This window comes from uncultured Ruminococcus sp. (genome assembly GCF_947301925.1).
Classification (GTDB): domain Bacteria; phylum Bacillota; class Clostridia; order Oscillospirales; family Ruminococcaceae; genus Ruminococcus.
Map to the genome: position 1 here is coordinate 227,878 of NZ_CAMYUE010000001.1, position 19,996 is coordinate 247,873.

A 19,996-nucleotide genomic window follows, 5' to 3' on the forward strand; every position below is an offset into this window, starting at 1 on the left:
TGTTGAAAATCAGTAGAAATAAAAATGAGAATGTGGTATAATATACTAAGTATGTTATATAAATATTGGAGGACGTATCAATATGAGTTTAAAATCATCAAACAAAACAGATGTGAATACTACCGAGTTAGTAATTTCAATCGATCCTGTTGCTTTTGAGGCAGCTGTTGAAAAGGAATTCCAGCGTCAGAAGAAGAATATCCAGATCAAGGGCTTCAGAAAGGGCAAGGTTTCGAGAAAGCTTGCAGAGAGAGAGTTCGGCGAGGGTGCTTTCTATGAAGGCGCTATAAACGCTCTCCTTGGTCCCGAGCTTGACGCAGCAGTTCAGGAAACAGGTCTCCAGCTTGTTGACAGACCCAACGTCGAGGTTACTTCCATCGATAAGGAGAACGGCGTTGAGATCAAGGCTGTATGTGTTACAAAGCCTGAGATCGAGATCGCTGATTACAAGGGAATCAAGGCTCCCAAGGAAGTAAAGGAGATCTCTGATGAAGATATCGACAAGCAGATCGATATCATCAGAAAGAAGAACGCTCGTATCGTTTCTGTAGACGACAGAGCAGCTCAGATGGACGACGAAGTTGTTATCGACTTTGAAGGCTTCTTCGGTGACGAAGCATTTGAAGGCGGCAAGGGCGAGGATCATCCTCTCCGTCTTGGCAGCGGTCAGTTCATTCCAGGCTTTGAGGATCAGATCGTGGGACACAACATCGGCGATGAGTTCGACGTAAATGTTACATTCCCCGAGGATTATCAGATGTCTGATTACGCAGGCAAGGAAGCTACATTCAAGTGCAAGCTCAAGTCAATCAGCTATGAGGAGCTTCCCGAGATCAATGATGACCTTATAAAGGATGCTACAGAGTTCGATACTGTTGAAGAATACAGAAATGATATCAAGACAAAGCTCGAAGAAGCAGCTGTAAGCCAGGCTGATTCAGCTTTTGAGAACGCTGTTATGACTGCTCTTATCGATAAGGTAGATGCTCCTATTCCGAACTGTATGTATGAGCAGAGGATAGATGCTCTTATGAGATCATTCGAACAGCAGCTCCAGCAGCAGGGTATGGACATAAAGCTCTATTTCCAGTACACAGGAATGGATATGGATTCATTCAGAGAGACATACAGAGACAGAGCTGTCAGCGAAGTAAAGCTCAGACTTGCTCTTGAGAAGATCGCTGATCTTGAGAATATCGAGATCTCGGAGGAGGAACTCAACAACGGTCTCGGTGAGATCGCTGCTGCAAACAACATTGATGTTGAGACAGTAAAGAGATTTATTCCTCTTGATGAATATACTACAGACCTCAGAGTTCAGAAGGCTATAGAGCTTGTAAAGGAAAATGCTGTGGTAGATAACACTGTTGCTGAGGAAAAGGCAGAATAATCTCTTTTCCGACAAATAAATCATAGAATCTACGTTGTCCCGCAGCCTCTTGTGGGACAACTGTTTTTAAAGAAAGGGCGATAAACTATGAGCGTACTGGTACCTTACGTCGTTGAACAGACAAGCAGAGGCGAAAGATCATATGATATATACTCCCGACTGCTCAATGACAGGATTATAATGCTTTCGGATCAGGTAAATGATGCAACAGCAAGTGTTGTCGTTGCTCAGCTTCTTTATCTTGAAAGCCAGGATTCAGAGAAGGATATATCCTTGTACATCAACAGCCCCGGCGGTTCTGTTACTGCTGGCATGGCAATATATGATACAATGAATTACATCAAGTGTGATGTTTCCACCATATGTATAGGTATGGCTGCATCTATGGGTGCATTTCTCCTTTCATCAGGTGCAAAGGGCAAGAGAATCGCTCTTCCGAACAGCGAGATCATGATCCATCAGCCTCTTATCGGCGGCGGCCTCGGCGGTCAGCAGACCGATATAATGATCCATGCAAAGAATCTTGAGCGTACCAGAGATCGTCTTGAGGAGATACTCGCCAACAACACAGGCAAGAGCATCGAGGAGATACACGCAGCCTGTGAAAGAGATAATTATATGACTGCTAATGAGGCACTTGAATATGGATTGATCGATAAGGTCATAACAAAAAGGTAGGGGTTATAAATGGCTGAAACGTTTAAATCGTGCAGCTTCTGCGGCAAAGGAGAAAACAGGGTACGCAGTATGTTTTCTGCAGGTTCATCAAATATATGTGATGAATGTGTTACTTACTGCTATGAGATGCTGTATGGTCCTGGCGTAGCAAAAGCTCACAGAAAGGCAGCAAAATCTGATACAGAGAAGGACGTTTCTTCTCTGACTCTTATGAAGCCCGCTGAGATAAAAGCGTTCCTCGATGAGTATGTCATCGGCCAGGATGACGCAAAGATCTCACTGTCGGTTGCTGTATACAATCATTATAAGCGAATAATGAGTCAGGAAAATGAGAGGGATCTTTCTGACGATGACGGTGTTGAGCTTCAGAAGAGCAATGTGCTTCTTCTCGGCCCTACAGGCGTTGGTAAGACGTTTCTTGCGCAGACACTTGCAAAGCTGCTCAATGTTCCGTTCGCTATAGCCGATGCTACAACTATCACCGAAGCAGGTTATGTCGGCGATGATGTAGAGAATGTTCTTCTCAGACTCATTCAGGCAGCTGATTTTGATATCAAGGCAGCAGAGAGAGGAATCATATATATCGACGAGATCGACAAGATCGCAAGAAAATCCGAAAATACGTCTCTTACCCGTGATGTAAGCGGCGAAGGTGTACAGCAGGCTCTTCTCAAGATAATTGAAGGAACAGTATCTAATGTTCCGCCTCAGGGAGGAAGAAAGCATCCAAACCAGGAAGTGATCCAGATAAACACAAAGAATATCTTGTTTATCTGCGGCGGTGCGTTCGATGGACTGGAAAAACAGATCCAGAAACGTATCGGAAAGGCTCCTATAGGCTTTGGAGGCGAGATTAAGCCTCACAAGGAAGAAATGGACAATATCTTCAAGAAGGTCGTACCGAAGGATCTTGTAAAATTCGGTATGGTTCCTGAATTTGTCGGCAGACTGCCTGTTATATCTGTATTGGAGGAGCTTGATGAAGCTTCGCTTGTAAGAATACTGACTGAGCCCAAGAACGCTCTCATAAAGCAGTATAAGAAGCTCTTCAGTTATGATGATATTGAGCTTGAGATCGAGGACGATGCTCTTACGGAGATAGCCAAGAAGGCTATAGCCCAGAAAACAGGAGCTCGCGGACTTCGTTCCATACTTGAGTCTATACTCATGCATACAATGTTCACTGTTCCGTCTGACGGAAGTATCGCAAAAGTAACTGTTACGGCTGACAGTGTTGTAAACGGCGTCGAGCCTTTGCTCACAAACAGAAGAAATAAGCTTTTGAAGGCTGAATAATGAATAAGGGACTGCATATGCAGTCCCTTTTCTTTTTAGCAGCCACAGCCGCAGTTGTTATTTCCGCAGTCGCATCCGTTGTTGCCGCAGCCAGAGAAAAGAATGATCACGAGAAGCACCAGGAGAATGATGCACCAGCAGTTATTTCCTCCAAAGCATGAATTACACATAATTGAACAACTCCTTGAATTGATGTATTTGAACCGCTTTTTCCGCGTTTCATAGTACATATTATGCTACAGGAAAAAAAGTGTTACAATTACGGCCTTGTTTATAGATTCGACAGTTATCGCATGGATTTAGTGGCATAATATATAATGAATGAAGGAGGAAACATATGCTTAGAAATGATAAATTCACAAAAAAATCAACTGATATCCTTGATGCGGCTGTAGAATATGCGTCTGAATTGGGACATACCTATGTAGGAAGCGAACATATCCTTTTATCCATCCTTGGCGAAGGCACCACCGAAGCGGCTGATATCCTGAAAAACAACGGCCTTACCTTTGAATCATTCAGACATAGCCTGCTAAAGCAGGTGGGGTATGGAACTCCGTCAAAGCTGGATCAGAGATTCTTTACAAGTTCCGCGAGAAGGATACTGGACGTATCCTGTTCCGAATTGATAAAGCCGGATAAAAAACAGGCATCTCCTGAGCATATTCTTGCTGCCATATTAAGGGAGAGCTCTTGTACCGCCTGTGAACTCATGAGAAAAACGGGTGGGGATATAGATTATATCAGCGAAAGCCTTTCAGCTGTTACAGAATGCGATGATAATAGGATAAGAAGCTCGATTAAACTCAAACCATCACAGCTTCCAAATCTTTTCCGATACGGGAAAAACATTACAGACCCTGCTGAGATAAGCAAGAACGATCCTCTTATAGGCAGAGAGGACGAAATAAAACGTGTTCTTCAGATACTGGCAAGGCGGAATAAGAATAATCCTTGCCTAATCGGAGAAGCAGGTGTTGGAAAGACAGCGATAATCGAAGGCGTTGCAGCACTTTTTCTCCGTAACAGCGTGCCTGACAGACTAAAAAACAAGTATATATTCAGTCTTGATATGACGTCTCTTCTTTCGGGAGCAAAATACAGAGGCGATTTTGAAGAGCGTGTAAAGGCTTGTATAGATGAGGCAGTGAAAGCAGGAAATATAATACTGTTTATTGACGAGATACACGGTATAGTTGGCGCAGGTGCAGCTGAAGGCGCGATAGATGCTGCAAATATAATGAAGCCTCAGCTTGCGCGAGGTGAACTCCAGGTCATAGGAGCTACTACTTTTGATGAATACAGGCAGTCCATAGAGAAGGATCATGCTCTTGAAAGGCGGTTTCAGGCAGTTAAGGTCTCGGAACCTGATGCAGAAGGCTGTATAAAGATAATCAAGGGACTGAAAGGCAAATACGAAAGCTATCACAATGTTAGCATAGGCGATGATATAATAAAGTTTGCGGTCAATGCTTCCGTAAGATATATCACAGATCGCTGTCTCCCGGATAAAGCTATAGACGTCCTCGATGAAGCCTGTGCTGCCGCAGAAATAAAAGCAGAAGGCTCTTCAACAGGAAATGTATCGGTAACAGAGGAAGATATCAATAATGTAATATCCATGCGTTCTGGTATTCCCGTAAACAAGATCACTGCATCGGAAGCTGATGTTTTGTCTGAGCTTGGTGAACAGCTGTCTAAAAGAATAATCGGACACCGTGATGCAATAACAAAAGTTACGGACGCCGTTTACAAAGCGAGGTCGGGGATACGCGAAGGAAAACGCCCGATAGCTTCTTTTCTGTTCTCAGGAGCTACAGGAGTAGGAAAAACCGAGCTTGCCAGAGCGCTTGCCGAGTGTCTTTTTGACGGTGAAAAAAGTCTTATAAAGATCGATATGTCAGAATATATGGAGAAACACGCTGTTTCAAGGCTTTTGGGAGCACCTCCGGGATACGCCGGATATGACAGCAATGACAATAATCTTTGTGAAAAAATAAGAAGGCAGCCTTACTCGGTAGTTTTGTTTGATGAGATAGAGAAGGCGGACAGGGAAGTGCTTAATATTATGCTTCAGATACTTGATGACGGTATACTGACTGATTCCATGATGAGACAGGTGAGCTTCAGAAACTGTATAATAATAATGACGTCAAATATCGGAGGGGAAGATGTGCTTTCAAACTCATTGCTCGGATTTGGTTCGCCGTGTCCCGATGAGCGCAAAAAAGCAGCTGTATCATATGTGCGAAAAAGCTTTGCGCCGGAGTTCCTCAACAGGATCGATGAAATAGTGATATTCGGCGCTCTCGGCTATGACGAACTCATAGATATCAGCCGATTGGAGCTTGAAAAACTTCGTCAGCGTATTGAGTCCATAGGAATGACAGTAGAATTTACGGACAGAGTAGCTGAAACCCTTGCTTCTACAGCAGACACCGAGAGATACGGCGCCAGGCCCATACGTCGAAAGCTTTCCGAGCTTGTGGAAAATAAGCTTGCTGCTATGATAATAAAAGGAGAAACCGGAAAGGGAGATCATCTGAAGATAGATATAAACGGTGAATCGGTTACATTCACCAAGCTTGTTGCAGTATGACAAAAGGCAATACACAACTGTGTATTGCCTTTTTATTTTGAGCCTATTTGATATCCTTTACAGGTAATATCGGATATTTTGCCGAGTTCTTATAGTTCGTATGATTCATCGCATGACCTGTATAGTCTACATACAGATTGTCAAGGTCGTCTGCATCGGCAGCAAGTGATATCCTTACATGAGTTTCGCCGCCCGCTGGGATATTTATTGCGTTTTTACCAGATTTATTATCTGATTCAAGTGATAAAAAGTCCTCACAGGCAAGCTTGCTGTGATTAAGAAGCCTTTTATCTGTATTGCTTGCTTTAACGCGCCAGTAGCAGTCCCATTGGGGAGCTATAATCAGACTTGGGAATATATTGCAGCCAAGCTTACAGTTTTCAAAATCCTCAAATATATCTTCGTCCCCAACGTTTTTATATGTCAGGTCGAGAACTATAACTTTCTTTTGTGTCTTTACAGTATCTGTAATTTCATCAATAGTATTTATACCGTCTCCGACAGTACCATAATAATACGTTTCATATATCTTGCCGTCCTCGTCAAGAAATTCGCTGTAATCCGCAGGCCATCCGCAGCCGTCAGTTGTTATACCATCGAAATTATCCTGAACCCATGCGTCATTAACAGTTATCTCGATATTATTTCCGTCTTCACGCTCGTCCTTTACTGTATCGCCAACGCTTACTACAGTAAAGTCGTCAATGCTCTTTCCGCTTGTTGCAGGCTGAACATTATTGCTGTCGGTAGATTCTTCTCTGTTGAACCATATACCTGCAGCCTGTTCCTCAGACGGTACAAGCTTAGCACCGTCAATAACACTGCGGACGTCATCATCTGAGATATCGTCAGTAAAGCAGAGCTGAAGTATAAAGTTTGTTCCCTTGAAATGTATCCATACAACTCTTCCGAATGAATTTGTGCCTTCCGCACCTAAATATGCATTTTCCTGACGGTAGAATATATATGCTGTCTTTTCGTCATTGGAAACATCGTCAACATTTACTATACCGCCCACTTTTTCTTCCATAGAAACATTCGCGGAAACACGGTATTTACAAGGAGAGATACCTCCGCCTGTTCCTACCTGATATTTGAAATCGTGTTCTCTCCGGTAAGTTCCCTCAGGCAGAAATGTATACTCAACGTCATAGTTTTGCTCGTCGTTTGCTTCTTCATCAGTAGGGGTAAATCTCAGTATATACTGGTATTTGCCGTTCTTTTCCATGGTCATTGAACCGATAGCTTCGTTGACGGGATCTGCTTCTGTCGGTTCTTCCGAAAGTGTGATCGCCCCGGTGTTTCCCTCTGTGGCTTCAATTTCTGCAACAGGTGTGTCGGAAGGTTGCCCTTTTGACAAAACATATACTGCTGTAGGAGCGGCGATGACAATAGCGGCTGCTGCTGCCACCATAGACAGGTAGCGCCCTTTTATATGATTTGATGTCTTTTTCATTGTTATCCCTTTCTGTATATCTGCTTTGCGCAGTTCATACATTACGGAGAAATCATGATCCTTGTCAGATGAAAACGCCTCATCTATGATCCTGCTCCATTCTTCGGAGTTGGGAAATATCCTTTTACTCATCTCTAATTTCTCCTTTCATTTTCAGGCGCTTCTTCGTACGCTCAAAACGCTTTCTTGCATTTGATTCGGTGATAGACAGTCTGTCTGCGACATCTCTCCAGGGCATCTGCTTTATGCATCGAAGTACGATTATGCTTCTGTCAGGTTCGGACAGATCACTGAGTATTTCCTGAACAGAAGTATTTTTGTCAGAGGACTGAGAATCATCTGCAATCTGCAAAGCTTCATCTATAGGCAGCTCTGATGAGAACCTCTTTTTATTACGTCGATAAATATTTATAGAGGTGCTCTTGATTATTTTTATTATGTAATTCTTTGTCCTGCTGCTCTGACAATCTCCGATCTTATGAAGCTTGCCCATGAGTCTGATAAATGCCTCAGAAACAGCGTCCTCGGCAAGGCCCTCGTCATGCAGGACGGCATATGCGATCCTGTACATCGGCTGCTCATATAATTCGTACAGTTTTTTGACCTTATCGGAGTTTTCCTGAGTCATTTTATCACCTCGCTTGAAACGTTTCATAATATATAACACTGTTGGAGACTGTTTTGTGACACATAAATGAAAAAAAGCCCCGGCGAAGGAGCTTTATATTCCTGACAGATCAAAATCAGGCACATATTCATCTGAAGCAGAGCTTTTTTGCTGTGTGAAACCGTTCAGTCCGAGTTCGGCGGCTCGATTTGCAACAGAGTTGTATTCCATTTTGGTAACACGCCTGTGAAGCTCCTTATATTCGTCCGAAAGAAAATCAAATGGCGTGTACTGGTTCATTATACTTACAAGTATTTCATCGGCGGAAAAATTCCCGGCTATCCATTCGATTATTTTCATTGAATCATGTCTGTGGGTAGGGAGTACCATATGACGTATCACCGTGCCGCGCACAAGTCCGCCTTCATCGTTGAACAAAGGAGGCCCTGTCTGTTCTTTCATTGCAAGAATAGCCGCTGAAGCTCTTGCAAAATAGTCGGGAGCAGAGGAATACCTTGCAGAGACCTCGGGCGAGTAGTATTTCAGATCGGGAAGATATACATCAATATATCCTTTCAGCATAGTGATCGTGTCCGTAAGCTCATATCCGCTGCTGTTATATACCACAGGTATTATGAGTCTGTGCTTTGCCATATCGAGAGCGTTTATGATATTGGGAACAAAATGGGTCGGTGTTACCAGATCTATGTTATCGGCTCCGGTATCCTGAAGTCTGAGAAATATATCTGCAAGCTGTCTGTCAGATATCTCTTTTCCGAAAAGCTCATTGCTTATCCTGTTATTCTGACAGAAACAGCAGTGCAGGCTGCAACCTGAGAAAAAAACAGTGCCTGCTCCGTTTTTGTATGAGATACAGGGTTCTTCCCACTTATGGAGGCAGGCTTTTGCGACTATTACCTTGCTTCCTGCTCCGCATAATCCTTTGCTTTTTTGTCTGTCTGCACCGCATTTCCGAGGGCAGATAATGCAATTATTCATCGTATTCATCGAATATATAATCTCTGAAATTAAAGTTTTCCGGCGTTAATGTGCTGTTGAGCAATTCATGGACATCGACCTCATGCTTTATGCAATACATAGCCGCTGCTGTAAGAAAAAGACTTTTTGACACCTTGTTCTTGATGCAGAAATCTGTTATAGCTCTGTCCTCAACTATGCTCGCCTTGCATGAAAGGCTCTTATAGTATATCACTCCGTCAGAATAACGCGTAATTCTGTTATTTTTAGGCTTTTTCCTATCCATTGCATATCCCCCCTGAGTATAATTCTATCATTGATGTCTGAGAATGTCAATAAAAGTCGAAAAAATGCTACATCATTTATTATCACAAAAAACCACTTGCTTTTTTGTACATAATGATGTATAATTAATATTACATAAATTATAAGGAGATAAGGTATGACTAATATAGGTTTTATCGGTGCAGGCAATATGGGTTCTGCCATCATGAAAGGAATATCCACAAGCAGTCTCGGAAAGGATATACAACTCTATACTTTCGATCCCGACTCCCAGAAGGTGCAGGCTCTTTCTCAGTTCGGAGTAAAGCCCTGTACTGACGAGAAGGAGATAATGGAAAAGTGCAGATTTGTTTTCCTTGCTGTCAAGCCTCAGATAATTGAAGGTGTTCTTGAAACGATAGCTGCTCACACCACAAAGGATACTGTTATTATTTCTATTGCAGCAGGCATCGGAGATGAATTCATTGCAAAGAAAACTATTCCCGAGGCAAAAGTAATACTTGTTATGCCCAATACACCGCTTCTACTTGGAGAAGGTGCTTCCGCCCTTTCGCGCAATGAAAGAGTAACAGACGAAGAGTTTGATGTTGTGCTCAATATTTTCCGTATATGCGGTAAGGCAGCTGTTATCCCCAAGGATAAGATGAAAGAGATAATAGCTATAAACGGAAGTAGTCCTGCTTTCATTTACCTTTTTGCAAAAGGATTTATTGATTATGCTGCTTCAGTTGGTATTGACAGAGCTGCGGCAGAGGAGCTGTTTACTCAGAGCCTTATCGGTTCAGCAAAAATGATAACCGATTCAGGCAATACCATTGATGAACTCATAAAAATGGTATCATCTCCCGGCGGAACTACTCTTGCAGGACTGGACAGACTCTATGAGGGCGATCTCACAGGTGTTGTGAAGAAATGCTGCGAGAGCTGCACAAACAGAGCATACGAGCTTTCAAAATAGTTCTTTATCATGAACAACGTGCATATCATTTAAAAGAAAGGAATGATATGCATGAAAACCGTAAGTACAATAGCGCTGCGAAGGACAAGCCTGTCGATATATATCCTTTTTATAATCACAGGTGTGGTGATCGGCTCTTTTATTGCGAAGTACACCTCTCTGCCGTCATATGTGACTGTGAATCAGTTTTTCCTTTTGCCGAAAGACGGCTTTAATGTTTTTCAGCTAATAACGGGAACGTTCATAACATCTCTGTGTTTCGTCACAGCAGCTTTTTTCTTTGGCTTATGTGCGGTCGGACAGCCTTTTGAATTATTGCTTCTTCTGTACAGAGGCATAGGCATGGGGATTTCCGCAGCAGCAGTCTATATGACCTACGGAAAAGCGGGGATAGTAACTGTTCTGATAACTGTACTTCCGAAGGCTGTTGCTTTTTCATTGGTAACGGCTGTTGCCGCAAGAGAAGGTATACGGTCGTCCTGCGCAGTCTTTTCATACTGCTTTCTCAGAAAAGAACATGACCGTCCGCAGGGCGGCGTAAAGCTTTTTATGATCAAGTATTCAGTTCTTGTTCTGATATCTTTATTTATATCTTTTGCCGACGGAGCTGTATGCAGTTTTTATCTTTCCCGTCGGTAGACACAAAAACGGAGGAATTTCAAATTGGGCCTTTTTTCTAAAAATTATGAAACTGCTGGCGTAGGTATTTCCAAAAATGCGCCTAAGAAAAAGGGAGCAGCTCTTTTCTTTGATATAGTGGGCAGAAAATTCTGGAAGCTTATGCAGATCAATCTTGTGTATATGCTTTTTTATCTGCCGCTTGTTATGGTACTGCCTGTAATGAGTCTTTTCAAGAACAGCTATGCGGCTTCTATTACATCGATGGTAGTGATGCTTCTGATCTTTATGGTGCTGATCGGCCCTGCAACAGCAGGAATGACGAAGGTCATCCGGCTTTTCGTCATAAACAAGCATTCGTTCGTTATGAGGGACTTTTTCAAAGGTTTCAGGAATAATTTTAAAAATGCAGCTATCGTAGGCTTTATCGATTGCCTTATAGTGATATCTGCGATCGCATCACTTAATGTATATCCTGCTCTTGCCATACAGACGCAGTCAAAGCTCATGTATATCCCCATGGTACTGACCTTCAGCCTGTTTCTGGTAATTATCATCATGAACCATTACATATTCCTGATGATGACCGCTACGAGCCTTTCGCTGAAGAATATTCTGAAGAATTCTTTTGCACTTGCATTTGTTGCCCTTAAACAGAATCTGCTTACATTTGTGATCTCTCTTCTGGTTGTAGCACTTATGGTAGTGATCGAGTTCTATTTTCTTCCCGTATTTCTGCTGCTCGTACCATTTTTCCCCGCAGCGATACTATGTCTGCTCAATTGCTTCATAAGCTATCCTATTATACAGAAGTATGTCATCAATCCGTATTATACAAGTATCGGAGAGATCAATCCCGAGCTCGTTGATGATTCTCCCACAGATGAGGAGCGTATTTTCACGGATATGGGCGGTAAGGAAAAGCCTATTGAGAAGCGTGCAAAGGGCAAAGGAAAGAGAATTTCATAAATCCGGACGGCGTCTTATGGCGCCGTTTATTTTTTGTGATATTTTATACAGCTGTTTCGTTATATATACGAAGCGCTTCAGAAAAGAAAGGAAGTGACAGGATGGATGCCGGCAGGTTAGCGGAACTGTATGATAAATACCATAATACGGTATATCGTATGGCGTTTTCATATTGCAGGAACAAAGCAGATGCAGAGGATATAATGCAGGAAGTTTTTATCAGGCTGTTCAATACTAATGCAGACTTTGATGATGAGCAGAAAGAGAAAAGCTGGCTGCTGAAGGTCACTGTAAACAAATGCAGAGATATGTTCCGCTCGCTGAGATACAGGTATTCACTGAACTCCGTTCCTCTTGAGGAGGCTGCACTGACCTACGAGACTCCCGAGGAGAGCGAGGTATATCATGCTGTCATGTCCCTTCCTGTAAAATACAGAGTCGTCATTCATCTATATTATTACGAGGATTACTCAGTCAGGGAGATAGGCGCGATAACAGGCAATAATGAATCTGCAGTACAGACTCAGCTATACCGCGCAAGAAAGAAACTGAAGGAAATACTCGGAAAGGAGCTCGGGCTATGAACATGAACGATTATAGGAAAGTAACAGACCGCCTTGAAGCAGACGAGCGGTGCAGAAAAGAGGTACTTGATATGAGCAGACGTGAGAACAGAATAAAGCTTGATACAAAAGATTATGAGGAAAAGGTCTCGGGTGTAGAAGTACGCCGCGGACACAGTGCAATGAGGTATATCGGCATAGCAGCTGCAATTGCCATAGTTGCAGGCGGTGTAGGAGCAACAGGTGTATTTCTCCACAAGAACGGCAGAAATGCTTCACAGATCACAGATATAAGCCGGGAGGAATCAACCGAGCCTGCTGAGGAGTCCACAGAAGAAGCTACAGTTACCGTAGCCCCTGTTGAATATGATTATGAGACTATAGCAAACGAACTCACACAGCATTATGTTGATAGTCTGAATGTACTGCAATATGGAGAAGTTGCATATGACAGCAGCGATAGTATTACATTCTATACCTATGACAGTACGGATGAAGAGTGGTCAAATAATTTCGGCGGAGAGCGCACGTTCTACAAGGTGACAGATGACCGCTTCAAGAACTGTCAGGATATCTATGAGTACTACAAAGCCCCGATTTCGTCTTCAATAGAGAGAAAGCATTACGGTGAAACATATGAAACCTGCACAATGCCTGATAACTACAAGGACGCAAATGAATTTGAATTTGGAGCAACTTTAAAAGGCTGGCTTGGCGGAGATGTAAGCAAGTTCGAGAGCGGAAGCAGAGTCGATATCAGACCAGATGGCAAAGGAACAGCTGATGATGAAGCGTTTTCAATTAATAGCGGAATTTATATAGAATATAACGGCGGTCTGTATGTTTCAAAGAGTACTGTAGAGCCGGAAAATGCTCCGTATTATGCAAACGGAAAACATTCATTCCCGATAAGTATAACAACAGAGCCACAGATACTCGGAATAAATGAAGATAGCTTTGTTGCTTCATGCTTTATAAAAATGCCGTATACAGGTATGGAAAATGCTAAATACGGCGAAGAAAAGCTTATCACATTTAATCTGATAGACGGAGAATGGAAAATCAGCTCAATTGAAACAGGAGACAGACCCGAATACACTTCGGCAGTTGCTATTCAGTGCTATATCGAACAGAGGCAGGAATACAACGATATAAATATCGGATGTGACAGCGAAAAGAGCACAGGAAGAGGTATCGGACATATCACGGATAAGCTTGAGGTAACAGAATATGATCCTGATATCCATGTATGCAAGGTACACGCTGTTCTCCATAACATGAACGGCGAGGACGCACTGGATATGACAGCAGAGATAAGCGTAAATTATAAGGGAAACCCTGTGGTCATGTCAGCAGATATCACAAGAATAAAGGAGTATGACAGCTCATATGAGCGTCCAAATGCAGTTTCGGCAAACTAAATATAAAAATATCCCCTTGAATCAGCTTCAAGGGGATATTCTTATGTAACAATGATATAGTCTCTGCATAGAATATAAGCAGGGGAGGTCATACATCGACTATATTGGTGACCACACCGGCAGGGGATATATCTATATGTCCGAAGGAGGGCTTGCCTCCGTCACGCGGGATAGAAGCACTTCCGGGATTCATTATGTAAAGCCCGTCCTCATAGCTCTGATAGCGCATATGGGTATGACCGAAAAGGATGACATCACACTCATTGGTCAGAGCAAGATCTTTCAGTCTTTCAAGTGATCCGCTTACACCAAAGTGATGACCGTGGGTGGCAAAGATTTTATGCTCCATAACGGGAAGTATAATATGGTCCTCGCTTAGACTGTCAAAGTCGCAGTTTCCGGCAACATGGATTATTTTGGGAGCTATTTTCTGATGTGAGAGGATAAAGTTATCGAGCTCGTGCTCTCCGTCACCAAGGTGGATTATCCAGTCTGCATCTGTATTTCTTAGAATAATACTTTCAAGATTGAAGTAATTACCGTGTGTATCTGATAAAACGACAATACGCATGATCATCCCTCCCCGAAAAGTTTATACCATATTATAACATAATCCAAGTAAAAATGCAATATACTATTGTATACATTATGTAAACGGAGGTATATATGAATAATAACATCGATCCCAGGAAGATATCGGGACTTCTCAATGCTGTCAGCAAAAAGATCGGAGTTCCGCCTGAAAAGCTGAGAACAGAGCTTGAAGAAGGCAAGTTTGACAGTGCGCTGTCTGCTATGAACAAAAATGACGCGGCAAGATTTCAACAGGCTGTTAATAACCCGAAACTTGTTGAAAAGATGATGAACACTCCGCAGGCAAAAGCGTTATATGAAAAGCTTTCGGGCGGCAAAAAGTAACAGGTGGTTGATGTGGACGATTTAACGAGCAGGATAAGTGAGCTTTTATCAGACGAAGAAAGCGTAAAGCAGCTTACCGAGCTTGCAAATATGCTTGTATCCGAGGAAAAAAGCGAAAAACAAGAAGATCAGACTGCTGCTGACGCAGCCGGCGATCAGCCTGATCTTGGAACGGTCCTCAAGCTTACGAGCCTTATGGGGGCTGCGTCGGGCGAGAACAAGAACACCGATCTGCTTCTTGCGCTGAAGCCTCATCTCGGAGCGGAAAAACAGAAGCGCGTTGATAAGGCGATAAAACTGATGAAATTGCTTGCTATGTGGAATATACTGAAAGACAGCGGTTTATTGCAGGAGCTCATATAACGATAGGGAGGTGATCCTGTGGCGGTATACGGTGACGGCAAAAGGAATATACATTGCTGCGGTGATATGAAGATACACCAGAACTGTCCTCGGAATATCGCCGCTGATCTGCCTCCTGATGATAGGAGATGTGAGCGGACAGACTTCAGCGATAATGATTCTGTAAAAGCGGAACACAGAAGCTTTGTTGACGATTTGCTTGATGGTGGTATAGACAGCGACAAACTGCTTATTGCCGCTCTGTTGTATTTGCTTATAAAGGAAGGCGCTGATATAAAGCTTATGATCGCATTGGGATATATATTACTATGAGAGGTATTAAAATGAATGCGGATACAATATTCATCTTTTTATGCATTGCAGTTACAGCTATAATTATTGTATATTATTTAAAAAGGGAAAAAAAGCTCATTTACGTTCTTACAGGTGCATTAACCGGAAGTGCGGCGCTTTTTATCATTAACAGGTACGGAACTGTATTCAGCCTTGAAATAAATCTGAATCTTTTCAATATCATCGGAAGCGTTATTTTGGGAGTTCCCTTTGTTGTATTTCTTGTAATAATGAATTTTTTGTAAAAACAAAGTCTTATTTCACAAAAACTATTGAATTATTGTATTTTTTATGGTAAAATATCATTATAGGAGGTGGATCATGAACATAATTGATATCATTAATAAAACTAAAAAATCACAGGAACTAAACGAAGAAGAGATCAGCTGGCTTGTCAGGAGCTTTACTAACGGAGATGTGCCCGACTATCAGATGTCGGCATGGCTTATGGCTGTGTGCCTCAACGGACTTACCGAAAAGGAGACGTTCGCGCTTACTGCTGCAATGCGTGACAGCGGCGATATCTTAAAGCTGAGCATACCTTTTACGGCAGACAAGCACAGTACGGGCGGTGTAGGCGACAAAACCACCCTTATTGTCGGACCAGTTGTAGCCGCTTGCGGTGTATGTGTGGCAAAAATGTCAGGGCGCGGGCTGGGACATACAGGCGGAACTATCGATAAGCTGGAAAGCATTGAAGGTTACCGTACAGATCTGCCTCTTGCTGAATTTGAAAAGATACTGAGACATACGAATTTCTCAATAATCTCTCAGACAGGCGAGCTGTGTCCTGCCGATAAGAAGATGTATGCACTCAGGAATGCAACAGGTACAGTTGACAGTATACCTCTTATATGTGCAAGTATTATGAGCAAAAAGCTTGCTATGAATGCTGATTGTCTCGTGCTTGACGTCAAGTACGGATCGGGAGCTTTCATGAAAACAAAGGAGGATGCTGAAAAGCTTGCTGTTCTTATGGAAAAAGCAGGTAAATCGGCAGGAAAGAAGTGCAAGGCTGTAGTTACCGATATGGATTCTCCTCTTGGAAAGAATATCGGCAATGCTCTCGAAGTAAAAGAGGCGGTTGAAGTGCTTCAGGGAAAGGTGAAAGGCAGGCTTTATGATATCTGTATCGAGCTTGCGGCCGATATGCTTGAGCTTTCCGGCAAGGGCGACAATGCTTCGTGCAGGAAGATGGCTGAAGAAGCTGTTGATTCGGGAAAGGCACTGAACGTACTTCGCGATACGATCAAGCTTCACGGAGGAAATTACAGGATATGCGATGATACTTCTCTGCTGCCGCAGCCGCTGCTCAAATATGAGATAAGAGCAACCAAGGATATGAAGATCCTCGGCTTCAACTGCGAGGAATTGGGCATGACATCACTGCTTCTCGGGGCAGGCAGGCTTTCCAAGGAAGATAAGCTTGATATGAGTGCAGGTATTGTCATGAACTGCGATATAGGCGATCAGCTTGCTGCCGATGATATCATAATGACATTGTATTCAACGGTATGCAGCGATTTCTCCGATGCAGCCGTAAGGGCTCTCAATGCTGTGAAGTTTGAGATCACTGAAAAACCAAGTTATACATAATCAATGGCCGTATTTCAAGACCATAATACAAAAACGGAGGTAGTTAAAATGGGATTTGTAGAATCAGTAAAGGATATTGCAGGTAAGTTCGGTGAATCTGTTGAGCGCGGCGCTAAGACCGTTTCAAACAGCTCAAAGAAATTTGCCGAGAAAACAAAAATGAAACGCGAGATCGCCCGTGTTCAGTCGGACATAAACACCGACTATATCGAACTGGGAAAGGTTCTGTTCGAGAAGATAGCAGACGATCCGGACAGCGAGTATGCATCTATAGCTGCCGATATTAAGGAGAAGAGCGCTAATCTTGAAGAACTGAAGGCCTTGCTCATGACGCTTGAAGATAAGATAACCTGCTCAAACTGCGGTGCTCATATCCGCAAGGATCAGGCTTACTGCGACAAGTGCGGCACAAAGGTTGAGATCATCACACCTGAAACTTCGGAGACCGCGACAGAATCGGTCTTCAGCTCGGACGATGTCGAATAATAAGTTCTTAAAGGCACATATAATCAAATATGTGCCTTTATTTATGCATTGTGCTGAATTTTAAAGTGTCATTTTGTTGAATAAAACATTGATTGGGTATTTACTTTTTCGCTTTTTTGTGATAAAATATAAATAGTTTATCGCTTTGCAGCTTTTTGACTTTTATACATAAAAGCAAGGAGCTGTTTATGCAGAAAGGACAAGCATAATGCCTATTACAGAATTACTTGAAAGAAATGCCAGATTATACGGCAGCGATGTTGCCCTCGTTGAAGTAAATCCCGAGATCACCGAGGTGCGCCGCGTTACATGGAAGGAATACGAGCTTATCGAATCAGATCCCGAATGCCATTACAGACGTGAGATCACATGGAAGGTATTTGACGAAAAAGCCAACCGTTTTGCAAATATGCTCCTTGAAAGAGGAGTACACAAGGGAGACAAGGTGGGTATACTCCTCATGAACTGCCTTGAGTGGCTCCCGATATACTTCGGAATTCTCAAAACAGGCGCCCTTGCGGTTCCGCTGAATTTCAGATATACAGCTGACGAGATAAAATACTGTCTTGATCTCGCAGAAGTCGATATCCTTATGTTCGGTCCAGAGTTTATCGGAAGAATAGAGGAGATCGCTGACGAGATAAGCAAAAACAGGCTTCTTTTCTACGTTGGAGAGGGATGTCCTTCTTTTGCTGAGCATTATGACAGCCTTGTGGCTAACTGTGCGAGCACAGCTCCCGATGTAAAGCTTACAGATGACGATAATGCAGCTATTTATTTTTCATCAGGAACTACAGGCTTCCCGAAGGCTATTCTTCACGATCACACAAGTCTTATGCATTCTGCAAAGGTAGAGCAGAATCACCACGGTCAGACTCGTGACGATATTTTCCTCTGCATTCCGCCTCTCTACCACACAGGTGCAAAAATGCACTGGTTCGGTAGTCTTTATTCAGGCAGTAAAGCTGTTCTCCTTAAAGGTGTAAAGCCCAAGTCGATAATAGAGACAGTTTCGGAGGAGGGCTGTACAATAGTATGGCTCCTTGTTCCGTGGGCTCAGGATATACTGGACGCTATAGACAGGGGAGATATTGATCTTTCCGATTATGAGCTTGATCAGTGGAGGCTCATGCACATTGGTGCACAGCCTGTTCCGCCATCGCTTATTGCACGTTGGAAGAAGGTATTCCCCAATCATCAGTACGATACAAACTACGGACTCAGCGAATCTATCGGTCCGGGCTGCGTACATCTTGGTGTTGAGAATATACATAAGGTCGGCGCTATAGGCAAGGCCGGCTTTGGCTGGGAAGTGAAGATCGCCGACGAAAACGGTAATCAGGTAGAGCGCGGCCAGGTAGGCGAGCTTCTTGTTAAGGGTCCCGGCGTTATGAAGTGCTATTACAGAGACGAAAAAGCCACAGCGGAAACTCTGAAGGATGGCTGGCTCTATACAGGTGATATGGCTCAGGAGGACGAGGACGGTTTCATATACCTTGTTGACCGTAAGAAGGACGTTATTATCAGCGGAGGCGAAAATCTCTATCCTGTACAGATCGAGGACTTCCTCAGAAGTCATCCTGCTATAAAGGACGTTGCTGTTATAGGACTTCCTGATAAGAGACTGGGCGAGATCGCTGCTGCTATCATATCCGTTAAGGAAGATCATACCTGTTCGGAAGAGGATATAACTTCATTCTGTCAGAAACTTCCGAGGTATAAGAGACCTCACAAGATCATTTTTGCTGATGTTCCGAGAAATCCCACAGGAAAGATCGAAAAGCCAAAGCTTCGTTCTATCTACTGCGGCGAAAGTCTTGTAGCAAAGCAGATAAAGAACTGATCGATAAAAGCCGATGAACACGTTTCATCGGCTTTTTTGCGTTAAATATCTTAAACCTCGACGTTTTTCGACAATACTCGTCACTCAACGACAAAATCTCCTATGTAAATTGAGCCCAAAGTATGTTATAATTTGTCTGAAAACATCGAAGGAGTGATAATAATAAATGAAGAATAACGTCGTAGCAATAATCGTAAACACACTGTTGAATCTCGGGATCTCTCCGAACACGAAAGGATATCATTATCTGCGTGACGGCATACTGATCTGTGTGACGTCTGAGGGAAAACTGACGGTTTGCAGCAAGGATCTGTATTCCAAGCTTGCGGAATCGTATAATACCTCAGAGTGTTCAATTGAAAGAGCTGTTCGCCATGCGATCAAATCAGGCTGGTACCGTCATGATGAAGCGCTGGCCGAGCTGATATTCATGAACACTCTTCAGAGCGAGAATGATATCCCTACCAATTCAGTTTTTATATCGACTATTGCGGAGTGGATCAGGATAAACTATTCTGACCTTCTTTGAAAAAAGAGCAGCTTTAAAGCTGCTCTTTTTCTATTATTATATACGGAGTCAAAAAGATTAGACAGGCTATACGGTATAGAGCATGAAAAAAATTCGCGTCTCACAAAAAG

Annotated in this window: 23 protein-coding genes; 18 read left to right on the forward strand and 5 right to left on the reverse strand. The window is 43.0% G+C overall.

Features of this window, described 5'->3' with window-relative positions; all coding sequences use genetic code 11:
• Positions 1–82: 82 nt before the first annotated feature.
• From tig to Q0Y65_RS01080, 5 genes are all read left to right on the forward strand, one after another.
• On the forward strand, positions 83–1,390 hold the full coding sequence (gene tig / locus Q0Y65_RS01060) for a trigger factor (protein WP_297955745.1): 1,308 nt from the start codon (positions 83–85) through the stop codon (positions 1,388–1,390).
• Positions 1,391–1,477: 87 nt separating this feature from the next.
• On the forward strand, positions 1,478–2,068 hold the full coding sequence (gene clpP / locus Q0Y65_RS01065; protein ID WP_019678690.1) for an ATP-dependent Clp endopeptidase proteolytic subunit ClpP: 591 nt from the start codon (positions 1,478–1,480) through the stop codon (positions 2,066–2,068).
• Between the two features lie 9 nt (positions 2,069–2,077).
• Positions 2,078–3,364 (forward strand): ATP-dependent Clp protease ATP-binding subunit ClpX, encoded by a 1,287-nt coding sequence (gene clpX, locus Q0Y65_RS01070; protein ID WP_297955750.1) that lies wholly within the window; start codon positions 2,078–2,080, stop codon positions 3,362–3,364.
• Positions 3,364–3,525 carry a hypothetical protein gene (locus tag Q0Y65_RS01075; RefSeq protein ID WP_297957066.1) on the forward strand — a complete coding sequence of 54 codons (162 nt, stop codon included), beginning with the start codon at positions 3,364–3,366 and terminating at the stop codon, positions 3,523–3,525. Before clpX ends, Q0Y65_RS01075 begins: the two co-directional genes overlap by 1 nt.
• 176 nt (positions 3,526–3,701) lie before the next feature.
• The gene (locus Q0Y65_RS01080; protein WP_297955752.1) at positions 3,702–5,963 is read left to right on the forward strand and encodes an ATP-dependent Clp protease ATP-binding subunit; all 2,262 of its coding nucleotides are present in this window, start codon (positions 3,702–3,704) and stop codon (positions 5,961–5,963) included.
• Positions 5,964–6,006: 43 nt separating this feature from the next.
• On the opposite strand, the gene Q0Y65_RS01085 is transcribed toward Q0Y65_RS01080, so the two are convergent.
• The 4 genes from Q0Y65_RS01085 to Q0Y65_RS01100 all read right to left on the reverse strand — a co-directional run bounded on the left by Q0Y65_RS01085 (position 6,007) and on the right by Q0Y65_RS01100 (position 9,290).
• Positions 6,007–7,551, reverse strand: coding sequence for a hypothetical protein (locus Q0Y65_RS01085; RefSeq protein WP_297955755.1), 1,545 nt, complete (start codon positions 7,549–7,551; stop codon positions 6,007–6,009).
• Positions 7,544–8,047, reverse strand: a complete 504-nt coding sequence (locus tag Q0Y65_RS01090; protein ID WP_297955757.1) for an RNA polymerase sigma factor — start codon at positions 8,045–8,047, stop codon at positions 7,544–7,546. Before Q0Y65_RS01090 ends, Q0Y65_RS01085 begins: the two co-directional genes overlap by 8 nt.
• A gap of 93 nt (positions 8,048–8,140) precedes the next feature.
• On the reverse strand, positions 8,141–9,025 hold the full coding sequence (locus Q0Y65_RS01095) for a radical SAM protein (RefSeq protein WP_363293477.1): 885 nt from the start codon (positions 9,023–9,025) through the stop codon (positions 8,141–8,143).
• Positions 9,018–9,290 carry a hypothetical protein gene (locus Q0Y65_RS01100; RefSeq protein ID WP_297955763.1) on the reverse strand — a complete coding sequence of 91 codons (273 nt, stop codon included), beginning with the start codon at positions 9,288–9,290 and terminating at the stop codon, positions 9,018–9,020. The genes Q0Y65_RS01095 and Q0Y65_RS01100 overlap by 8 nt, the downstream gene beginning before the upstream one ends.
• Positions 9,291–9,446: 156 nt before the next feature.
• Between Q0Y65_RS01100 and proC the strand changes: the two genes are divergently transcribed.
• The 5 genes from proC to Q0Y65_RS01125 all read left to right on the forward strand — a co-directional run bounded on the left by proC (position 9,447) and on the right by Q0Y65_RS01125 (position 13,818).
• Entirely contained in the window at positions 9,447–10,247 is an 801-nt protein-coding gene (gene proC, locus Q0Y65_RS01105; RefSeq protein WP_297955766.1) for a pyrroline-5-carboxylate reductase, read from the forward strand.
• 342 nt (positions 10,248–10,589) lie between these two features.
• Positions 10,590–10,886 (forward strand): hypothetical protein, encoded by a 297-nt coding sequence (locus tag Q0Y65_RS01110; RefSeq protein WP_297955768.1) that lies wholly within the window; start codon positions 10,590–10,592, stop codon positions 10,884–10,886.
• 24 nt (positions 10,887–10,910) lie between these two features.
• Positions 10,911–11,834 carry a DUF624 domain-containing protein gene (locus Q0Y65_RS01115; RefSeq protein ID WP_297955771.1) on the forward strand — a complete coding sequence of 308 codons (924 nt, stop codon included), beginning with the start codon at positions 10,911–10,913 and terminating at the stop codon, positions 11,832–11,834.
• 101 nt (positions 11,835–11,935) lie between these two features.
• On the forward strand, positions 11,936–12,418 hold the full coding sequence (locus tag Q0Y65_RS01120) for an RNA polymerase sigma factor (protein ID WP_297955773.1): 483 nt from the start codon (positions 11,936–11,938) through the stop codon (positions 12,416–12,418).
• Entirely contained in the window at positions 12,415–13,818 is a 1,404-nt protein-coding gene (locus Q0Y65_RS01125; protein ID WP_297955776.1) for a hypothetical protein, read from the forward strand. Before Q0Y65_RS01120 ends, Q0Y65_RS01125 begins: the two co-directional genes overlap by 4 nt.
• An 88-nt stretch (positions 13,819–13,906) precedes the next feature.
• Here Q0Y65_RS01125 and Q0Y65_RS01130 read toward each other — a convergent pair whose 3' ends face one another.
• The gene (locus tag Q0Y65_RS01130; protein ID WP_297955778.1) at positions 13,907–14,389 is read right to left on the reverse strand and encodes a metallophosphoesterase; all 483 of its coding nucleotides are present in this window, start codon (positions 14,387–14,389) and stop codon (positions 13,907–13,909) included.
• Between the two features lie 95 nt (positions 14,390–14,484).
• Between Q0Y65_RS01130 and Q0Y65_RS01135 the strand changes: the two genes are divergently transcribed.
• From Q0Y65_RS01135 to Q0Y65_RS01170, 8 genes are all read left to right on the forward strand, one after another.
• Complete coding sequence (locus tag Q0Y65_RS01135) at positions 14,485–14,736, forward strand: hypothetical protein (RefSeq protein ID WP_297955781.1); 252 nt, start codon at positions 14,485–14,487, stop codon at positions 14,734–14,736.
• A gap of 12 nt (positions 14,737–14,748) precedes the next feature.
• Positions 14,749–15,099: a hypothetical protein gene (locus Q0Y65_RS01140; protein WP_297955784.1), complete on the forward strand. Its 351-nt coding sequence runs from the start codon at positions 14,749–14,751 to the stop codon at positions 15,097–15,099.
• A gap of 18 nt (positions 15,100–15,117) precedes the next feature.
• The gene (locus tag Q0Y65_RS01145) at positions 15,118–15,411 is read left to right on the forward strand and encodes a hypothetical protein (RefSeq protein WP_297955788.1); all 294 of its coding nucleotides are present in this window, start codon (positions 15,118–15,120) and stop codon (positions 15,409–15,411) included.
• Positions 15,408–15,677: a pro-sigmaK processing inhibitor BofA family protein gene (locus Q0Y65_RS01150; protein WP_297955791.1), complete on the forward strand. Its 270-nt coding sequence runs from the start codon at positions 15,408–15,410 to the stop codon at positions 15,675–15,677. The genes Q0Y65_RS01145 and Q0Y65_RS01150 overlap by 4 nt, the downstream gene beginning before the upstream one ends.
• Positions 15,678–15,753: 76 nt before the next feature.
• Positions 15,754–17,028 carry a thymidine phosphorylase gene (locus Q0Y65_RS01155; RefSeq protein ID WP_297955794.1) on the forward strand — a complete coding sequence of 425 codons (1,275 nt, stop codon included), beginning with the start codon at positions 15,754–15,756 and terminating at the stop codon, positions 17,026–17,028.
• Between the two features lie 48 nt (positions 17,029–17,076).
• Positions 17,077–17,514 (forward strand): zinc ribbon domain-containing protein, encoded by a 438-nt coding sequence (locus Q0Y65_RS01160; protein ID WP_297955797.1) that lies wholly within the window; start codon positions 17,077–17,079, stop codon positions 17,512–17,514.
• 208 nt (positions 17,515–17,722) lie between these two features.
• Positions 17,723–19,357 carry a class I adenylate-forming enzyme family protein gene (locus Q0Y65_RS01165; protein WP_297955799.1) on the forward strand — a complete coding sequence of 545 codons (1,635 nt, stop codon included), beginning with the start codon at positions 17,723–17,725 and terminating at the stop codon, positions 19,355–19,357.
• A gap of 166 nt (positions 19,358–19,523) precedes the next feature.
• Positions 19,524–19,886 carry a sporulation initiation factor Spo0A C-terminal domain-containing protein gene (locus Q0Y65_RS01170; protein WP_297955802.1) on the forward strand — a complete coding sequence of 121 codons (363 nt, stop codon included), beginning with the start codon at positions 19,524–19,526 and terminating at the stop codon, positions 19,884–19,886.
• The last annotated feature ends 110 nt before the right edge of the window (positions 19,887–19,996 follow it).